We start from the raw sequence: 7,123 nt of genomic DNA, 5'->3' as shown, positions 1-7,123 counted from the left end.
CTACGTCGGTGGCGGGCTGATCATTTTGATCACGCACTTCGACCGCATCCCAGCCGCCTTCGCCGACATCATCCACTACGCGTTCAACCCCGCAGCCGCTGCTGGCGGCTTTGCCGGTGCTACTATCTGGGCAGCAATGCGCTTTGGTATTGCCCGCGGCGTCTTCTCGAATGAAGCGGGCTTGGGCAGCGCACCTATCGCCCATGCTGCAGCGCAGACCAACAACCCGATTCGCCAGGGTACCGTTGCTATGCTGGGTACCTTCATCGACACCATTATCATTTGCTCGATCACTGGTCTGGTGATCATGGTCACCGGCGCCTGGCAGAGCGGCGAGAACGGCGCGGCGCTGACCAGCCTCGCTTTCGCGCACAGCTTTTCCTTCGGCAATGAGATCGTGGCCGTTGCGCTGGCGGTCTTCGCTTTCACCACGCTTCTGGGCTGGAGCTATTACGGCGAGAAGGCGGTGGAGTTCCTGTTCGGCGTGAAGGCGATCATGCCCTATCGCATTCTCTGGGTGGTCGCGATCCCGATCGGCGCGACGAGCAGTCTCAGTTTCGTCTGGCTGCTGGCCGATACGCTGAATGCGATGATGGCGATTCCGAACCTGATCGGGCTGCTCATTCTTGCGCCGGGCATCTTCGCCATGACGAAGGCCTATTTCGCAGCGGAGAAAGCCTGAAATCAGAAAGGGCGTCTCGACTTCATGGCGGCGGCCAGCGTGCCGTCGTCAAGATAGTCGAGTTCGCCGCCCACGGGGACGCCGTGGGCAAGACGGGAAATCGAGATCCCCGTCCCGTCCAGCCGGTCCATGATGTAATGCGCCGTCGCCTGACCATCGACGGTCGCATTCATGGCGAGGATGATTTCTTTCACTTCGCCGTTGCGGGCGCGCTCGACGAGCTTGCCGATATTGAGATCATCCGGCCCCACGCCGTCCAGCGCGGACAGCACGCCACCCAGAACATGATAACCGCCCTGATGTGCGCCCGCCCGCTCCAGAGCCCAAAGATCGCCGACTTCTTCCACCACGCAGATCGAAGCCGCATCGCGCCGCGGATCCGCGCATATGGTGCAGGGATCGCGCGTATCGACATTGCCGCAGGTGGAGCAGATGCATGCCTTTTCCGCCGCGTCCGCCATGGCGGCGGCAAGCGGTATGAGCAGCGCATCCTTTTTCTTGATGAGATGCAGCACGGCGCGGCGCGCGGAACGGGGACCGAGCCCCGGCAGTTTCGCCAGAAGCTGGATCAGTCTTTCGATTTCCGGTCCGGCAACGCTCATGCGCGGTCAGCCGTCAAAGGCCAAGGCCGGGCGGCAGTTGAAGGCCGCCGGTCAGCTCCTTCATCTTCTCCTGCGCGGCGCGTTCGGCCTTGCCCTTCGCATCGGCGGATGCGGCCACGATGAGGTCTTCGAGAATTTCGCGCTCGTCTTCCTTCATCAGGCTCGGGTCGATCGCGACTTTCGTCATCTCGCCCTTGCCCGTCATGGTGACATTCACCATGCCGCCGCCGGCGCTTCCCTGCACTTCCAGCGTTTCAAGCTCGGTCTGAAGCTGTTCCATCTTGCCCTGCAGCTCGCGGGCTTGCTTCATCATGTCGCCAAGGTTTTTCACGCGTCACTCCATTTCATCGTCGCCAATGGGCAGACCGTCGAAATCATCGAGGGCCTCGTCCGGATCGGCAGGCATGATCTCTTCGCCTTGCGGCAATTCCATGTCGGGCATGCGGACGCTTACGATCTCCGCACCCGGAAAGGTGTTGAGAGCCGCCTGAACCAGCGGATCCTTGCGGGCCTCGTCTTTCAACATCTCTTCACGCGTCTGCGCCTGCTCGCGCAGCGTCGGCGCATTGGTCGCGCCCGCGCGCGCCAGCGAGACGACCCAGCGCTGGCCGGTAAAGCTTTTCAGCTTGGTCGCGACTTCATTGGCGATGCTGCCGGGCGTTTCGTCCAGCAGGCTGATTTCGATATGGCCCGGCTCGAAACTGACCAGCCGCACACCGGATTCCAGAAAGGTCTTGAGGCGGATATCGCGCTGCTTGCCGAAATAGGCAACCACCGCCTCGAAACTGTCGAGTGTGACGGCGGGCGCGGCTTCCACATATTCCGCCTGCGGCTGTGCGACGGCCTGACCGCCGCCCTGCACAGATCGCAATTGGGCGCGGGCACCACCGCCGCCGTTTCCGCCCCCATTTCCGCCATTGGCAGGCGCGCCGCGCGACACGGACACCGCGCCGCCGCTCTTCAATTGTTCGAGCAGGTCTTCCGGCCCCGGACCGTCAGAGACATAGGCAATGCGGACGAGGACCATTTCAGCCGCTGCGATGGGACGCGCGGCGTTCTGCACCTCGGTGATGCCCTTCAAAAGCATCTGCCAGACGCGGGAAAGAACCCTGATCGGAAGTTTCTGCGCCATGGCGCGGCCGCGCTCGCGTTCGGTTTCCGACATCGCAAGATCGTCGCCCGCGCCGTCGACGAGCTTGAGCCGCGTCAGCCAATGGGTCAGGTCGGCGAGGTCGGACAGCACGACCACAGGGTCGGCGCCGACATCGTATTGCGCGCGCAGCTCGCCCAGCGCACCGGCGATGTCGCCTTGCATGAGAAGGTCGAAGAGGTCGAAGATGCGCGCCCGGTCGGCAAGGCCCAGCATATCGCGCACATCCGCCTCGACGATGCGGCCTTCCGCATGCGAGATGGCGCGGTCGAGCAGCGAAAGCGAATCGCGCGCCGACCCGTCTGCGGCGCGAGCGATCATCTTCACCGCCGCGTCTTCCAGTTCGACCTGCTCTTTTTGCGCAACGTCGGTGAGCAGTCCCGTCAGCTCATCCGCTGACAGGCGGCGCAGGTCGAAACGCTGGCAGCGCGACAGCACGGTCACGGGCACCTTGCGGATTTCGGTGGTGGCGAAGATGAACTTCACATGGGCGGGCGGTTCCTCAAGCGTCTTCAGAAGGCCGTTGAAGGCGGCCTTCGAGAGCATGTGAACCTCGTCGATGATGTAGACCTTGTAGCGCGCGGAAACCGGCAGGTAGCGCACGCTGTCGATGATCTCGCGGATGTCGTCGATGCCGGTGCGCGAGGCCGCGTCCATCTCCAGCACATCCTGATGGCGCGATTCCATGATGGCTTCGCAATGAACCCCGAAGCCGTCCATATGGATGGTGGGGCCGCCGGCATTGCGCCCTTCGCCCGGCTTTTCGTAGTTGAGCGCCCGGGCGAGGATACGCGCCGTCGTCGTCTTGCCCACGCCGCGTACGCCGGTCAGCATGAAGGCATGCGCGATACGCCCCTGCTCGAAGGCATTGCGGAGAGTGCGGACCATGGCCTCCTGGCCGATCAGATCCTCGAAAACGGTGGGCCGGTATTTGCGCGCCAGCACCTGATAGCCGCTGCCGCTCCCGGGCGCGTCGGTACTCGGCATATCAGTCGGGGGCGCATCGGGCGCCGGTTCGTCGCCCAGATTGAAGCCCGGCTCGGTGGCAGGGTCCGGCTTGTGCGGCTCTTCCTCGGGGACGAGATCATCCACGTTGTCATCCATGGAACGTCCGTGTCCCTCCGGAGCCTGCGCGGAGCCAAGCTGTCGCGCAGAAGATTGAATGAGGTGGGAGGCTGGACAGACGACCCGAGCCAATCTCGTTACGGCTGCTTCCTTCCGGACCTGACCGGGTTGGCGAGGGACCCGTCCGCCGCCAACCTCCCGGGCCCAATATCGTTGGAATGCCCCTATGATGCAAGGGTAGCCATGCACCTGCGTCAAAGGCCCGGAATTCCGCCTTTTGTTGAGACTCAGGCGGGGCTGTGCCACCCTGCGGCACCTTCGAATTCGCCCTCAAAACCAGAAGAGATCAACGCGCATGGGCCTGCCTGAAAACCCCAATATTTTCGCCAATAATCCGCTCGACCGCGCGAGCTACCGCCGTACCGATCCGGAATGGATCGCCCAACAGCTCGCCGAACCGACAAGTCTTTTCGTACCGCTGTGGAAGCTGCGTCCCCTCATCCTGCCGGAAGAGCAGGAGGGCTCAGGCAAGGATGTGGGCTGGCTCAGGACCGCCGTGATCGAGGAGCTGGGCGGCGATGCGGCCACCACCGTCTTTCTTGGCATCAACCGGCGCGGCAAGGCCCTGTTCGCGGTCGATATCAGCCATCTGAAGGACCCGGAAAACGACGGCCCGCTAAAGGGCCTCGGCGCATTCGAGGAACTGCGCGAGATCGCCATGGCGGGCGAGCTGCCGCCCACCGAACTCGCCATTCTCGCCCAGGCGAAAAGCATGATCGACTGGCATGCCCGGCATGGCTTCTGCTCGGTCTGCGGCTCGGAAAGCGCCATTTCCGAGGCGGGCTACAAGCGCGTCTGCCCGACCTGCCAGGCGGAGCATTTTCCGCGCACCGATCCCGTCGTCATCATGCTGCCGGTGTTCGGGGACAAATGCTTCGTGGGCCGCCAGAAAATCTGGCCCAAGGGCATGTATTCCGCGCTGGCCGGATTCGTGGAGCCGGGCGAATCGATCGAGGAAGCGGTCGCCCGCGAAGTGGATGAGGAAGCCGGCATCAAGGTCGACAGGGTGAGCTATCACTCGACCCAGCCCTGGCCCTACCCTTCCTCGCTGATGATCGGCTGCATTGCCCATGCAGCCTCTGAAGATTACGAGATCGACGGGGTGGAGCTTGCCGGCGGGCGCTGGTTCACGCGGGAGGAAGTACAGGCGATTTTCGCCGGCAAGGGAGACGGCACCGCCTGGTTCCCGCCGCCCTTCGCCATCGCGCATCAGCTCATCAAGGCATTTGCCGAAGGCTGATCCCCAGCAGGCTCGCGGTGAGGCCGGCCTTTACCGGCCGGCCAGCCGCTCCGCCACACCGGCGCGATAGGGATGGGCCTTGTAGACGCCGAGGATCGTCAGCTCCGAGGTGAAGAATTCGAGTTCCTCCAGCGCCAGACGCACATGGCGCGAGGCGGGATGGCCTTCGATGTCGGCATAGAACTGGCTGGCATTGAAGGTGCCCTCGAGCTGATAGCTCTCCAGTTTCGTCATGTTGACGCCATTGGTGGCAAAACCGCCCAGCGCCTTATAGAGCGCGGCGGGCACGTTGCGCACGCGGAAGATGAAGCTGGTGATTACCGGTTCGTCCTCCGGCTCGGCGTCATTGGGCTCCTTCGCCATGACGAGGAAACGGGTCGTGTTGTGCTCCGCATCCTCGATATCGGCTTTCAGGATTTCCAGACCGTAGATCTCGGCGGCCAGCGAGGTTGCGATAGCGGCATGCGCCGGGTCGCCCTTTTCAGCCACTTCGCGCGCGGAGCCTGCCGTGTCCGCGCCGACAACCATGCGCAACCCGTGCTCGCGGATCACCTTGCGGCACTGGCCCAGCGCGGGCGCCTGGCTCTGCACCATTTTCAGCCCCTCGATTTTCGAGCCCTTTACCGCCATCAGATGAAAGCGGATGCGCAGGAAGTGCTCGCCGACAATATAGAGACCGGATTCGGGCAGCAGATGATGGATGTCGCCGATGCGGCCCGCCAGCGAGTTCTCGATGGGCAGCATGGCAAGACGCGCCCTGCCCTCCTGCACGGCGGCGATCGCTTCCTCGAAGGTGGCGCAGGACATTTCCGTCATGTCGGGAAAGGCTTCCCGGCAGGCAATATGGGAGTTGGCTCCCGGCTCGCCCTGAAAGGCAATGGTGTTCGCCGCGAGGATTTCGCTCATCTTTTCGCTTTCCGGAACATGATGGCCGCGCTTGGTTCTGCTAGCTCGAGGCGAGCGCGATGCGGGCCTTTTCGAGGTCGGCGGGAGTATCGACACCGAGCGGAACGGTGTCAACGAGCGCCACTTCGATGGACATCCCCGCCTCAAGTGCCCGAAGCTGTTCAAGTTTTTCGCGCTGCTCGAGCTGCGAGGGCGGCATCCCCACGAAACGCGACAGCGCCTCGCGGCGATACCCGTAAAGACCGATGTGATGGTAGAGCGGCCCCTCGCCCCAGGGCGCGGTGGCGCGGGTGAAATAAAGAGCCCGGGCGAAAGGGGTTTCCCCCTTCGCAGCGTCGGGAAAGGCGGCGACGGCCTTCACCACATTGGGGTTTTCGCGCTCGTGCGGGTCGGTAATGACGGCAGCCAGCGTCGAAATATCCGCCCCGGGGCGGATCAGCGCTTCATATGCGACGCGGATCAGCGCCGGGTCGAGCGTCGGCAGGTCGCCCTGCACATTAATGATGATGCTGTGGCGGCCTTGCGGGTCGAGTTCGTTGACCGCCTGCCAGATGCGATCTGAGCCCGAGGGGAGGTCGGGATCGGTAAGCACCGCCTCGCCGCCCGCGGCAGTCACGGCATCGGCAATTTCCCTTTCCGCCGCCGCGACAACCACCCGGCCCAGATCCGCCTCTTCGGCCCGGCGCATCACCTGGACGATCATGGGAGCCCCGGCGATATCCGCCAGCGGCTTTCCAGGCAGGCGGCTGGAGGCCATTCGGGCCGGAATCACGATCAGCGGATTTCCCGCATGTGCTCCTGCGGTCGATTTTCCGGCGGCGGATTGCGCTCCCGTCATGCTGTCTTTCTCCCAAACGGGCGGCATTTCAGACGGTGCGGCGGATCGCCGCAACCCTAAAGTCCAGCCGGACGCTGCGGTATATGCGCAGAAGCGGCTGGCTTGAGCCCGTTTTGCTGGCTCGCCGGACGCTGCATCGGCGATCCGGCGGCATTTGGCGGTTTCCGCCCTATATACGGCTTGCGACCGACGGGCGGAAGCGGCTAATCTCCGCGCCAATTCCGCGGGGGGCCTCGCCTGGGCGGAAGCGCGGCCAGCCCGCGATTCAGCCAAGCCTAATCAACCCGCTTCCCGCAACACGACCCTGGCGGAGCAGGAGCCGATGGACTCATTCGAATTCAACAAATTTGCAGGTGCCGTACTTTTCTCGGTGCTTCTCATCCTCGCAGTCGGAACGCTGAGCGAAGCGCTGTTCTCTACAGAACCGGCCAACCCCAAGTCCTACGCGGTCGCCGTGCCCGAGGACGGTGGAACCGCTGCACCCAAGAAGGAAGAGAAGGCAACGCCTCTTCCGGTGCTGTTGGCCAACGCCGACCCGAAAAAGGGCGAAAAAGCCGCCAAGGTCTGCGCCGCCTGCCAT

The 7,123-nt window shown here is 63.7% G+C and carries 7 protein-coding genes, 1 other RNA gene and 1 pseudogene; 3 read left to right on the top strand and 6 right to left on the bottom strand.

From position 1 onward, the window contains the following. The coding region (locus tag CMI59_RS03445) for an alanine:cation symporter family protein (protein WP_293324785.1) at positions 1-682 on the top strand (682 nt) is incomplete at its 5' end. A gap of 2 nt (positions 683-684) precedes the next feature. On the opposite strand, the gene recR is transcribed toward CMI59_RS03445, so the two are convergent. The 4 genes from recR to ffs form a co-directional block, all read right to left on the bottom strand. Continuing rightward, the gene (recR, locus tag CMI59_RS03440) at positions 685-1,284 is read right to left on the bottom strand and encodes a recombination mediator RecR (RefSeq protein ID WP_293324782.1); all 600 of its coding nucleotides are present in this window, start codon (positions 1,282-1,284) and stop codon (positions 685-687) included. A 13-nt stretch (positions 1,285-1,297) separates the two neighbouring features. Further along, a complete protein-coding gene (locus tag CMI59_RS03435; protein WP_293324779.1) occupies positions 1,298-1,615 on the bottom strand; it encodes a YbaB/EbfC family nucleoid-associated protein in 318 nt (105 codons plus the stop codon). A 3-nt stretch (positions 1,616-1,618) separates the two neighbouring features. After that, the gene (locus CMI59_RS03430) at positions 1,619-3,538 is read right to left on the bottom strand and encodes a DNA polymerase III subunit gamma/tau (protein WP_293324777.1); all 1,920 of its coding nucleotides are present in this window, start codon (positions 3,536-3,538) and stop codon (positions 1,619-1,621) included. A gap of 63 nt (positions 3,539-3,601) precedes the next feature. After that, positions 3,602-3,698: signal recognition particle sRNA small type (ffs, locus tag CMI59_RS03425), an RNA gene on the bottom strand. 156 nt (positions 3,699-3,854) lie between these two features. Here ffs and nudC point away from each other — a divergent pair. After that, entirely contained in the window at positions 3,855-4,799 is a 945-nt protein-coding gene (gene nudC / locus CMI59_RS03420; protein ID WP_293324774.1) for an NAD(+) diphosphatase, read from the top strand. Positions 4,800-4,829: 30 nt separating this feature from the next. On the opposite strand, the gene CMI59_RS03415 is transcribed toward nudC, so the two are convergent. Continuing rightward, on the bottom strand, positions 4,830-5,705 hold the full coding sequence (locus CMI59_RS03415; protein ID WP_293324771.1) for a prephenate dehydratase: 876 nt from the start codon (positions 5,703-5,705) through the stop codon (positions 4,830-4,832). A gap of 40 nt (positions 5,706-5,745) precedes the next feature. Then, positions 5,746-6,543, bottom strand: coding sequence for a 3-deoxy-manno-octulosonate cytidylyltransferase (locus tag CMI59_RS03410; protein WP_293324768.1), 798 nt, complete (start codon positions 6,541-6,543; stop codon positions 5,746-5,748). Positions 6,544-6,865: 322 nt separating this feature from the next. Here CMI59_RS03410 and CMI59_RS03405 point away from each other — a divergent pair. Next, positions 6,866-7,123: pseudogene (locus tag CMI59_RS03405) on the top strand (cytochrome c family protein); the annotation flags it as partial.

It is taken from the genome of Parvibaculum sp., assembly GCF_002684405.1.
Classification (GTDB): Bacteria; Pseudomonadota; Alphaproteobacteria; order Parvibaculales; family Parvibaculaceae; genus Parvibaculum.
Note: the sequence above shows the minus strand (reverse complement) of the source record. Positions and strands in the feature narration are given on the sequence as shown.

What these genes read in the sequence shown, in the direction of transcription:
- CMI59_RS03430 (WP_293324777.1), bottom strand. Translation starts at nt 3,538, where the DNA reads ATGGATGACAACGTGGATGATCTCGTCCCCGAGGAAGAGCCGCACAAG.
- nudC (WP_293324774.1), top strand. Translation starts at nt 3,855, where the DNA reads ATGGGCCTGCCTGAAAACCCCAATATTTTCGCCAATAATCCGCTCGAC.
- recR (WP_293324782.1), bottom strand. Translation starts at nt 1,284, where the DNA reads ATGAGCGTTGCCGGACCGGAAATCGAAAGACTGATCCAGCTTCTGGCG.
- CMI59_RS03415 (WP_293324771.1), bottom strand. Translation starts at nt 5,705, where the DNA reads ATGAGCGAAATCCTCGCGGCGAACACCATTGCCTTTCAGGGCGAGCCG.
- CMI59_RS03410 (WP_293324768.1), bottom strand. Translation starts at nt 6,543, where the DNA reads ATGACGGGAGCGCAATCCGCCGCCGGAAAATCGACCGCAGGAGCACAT.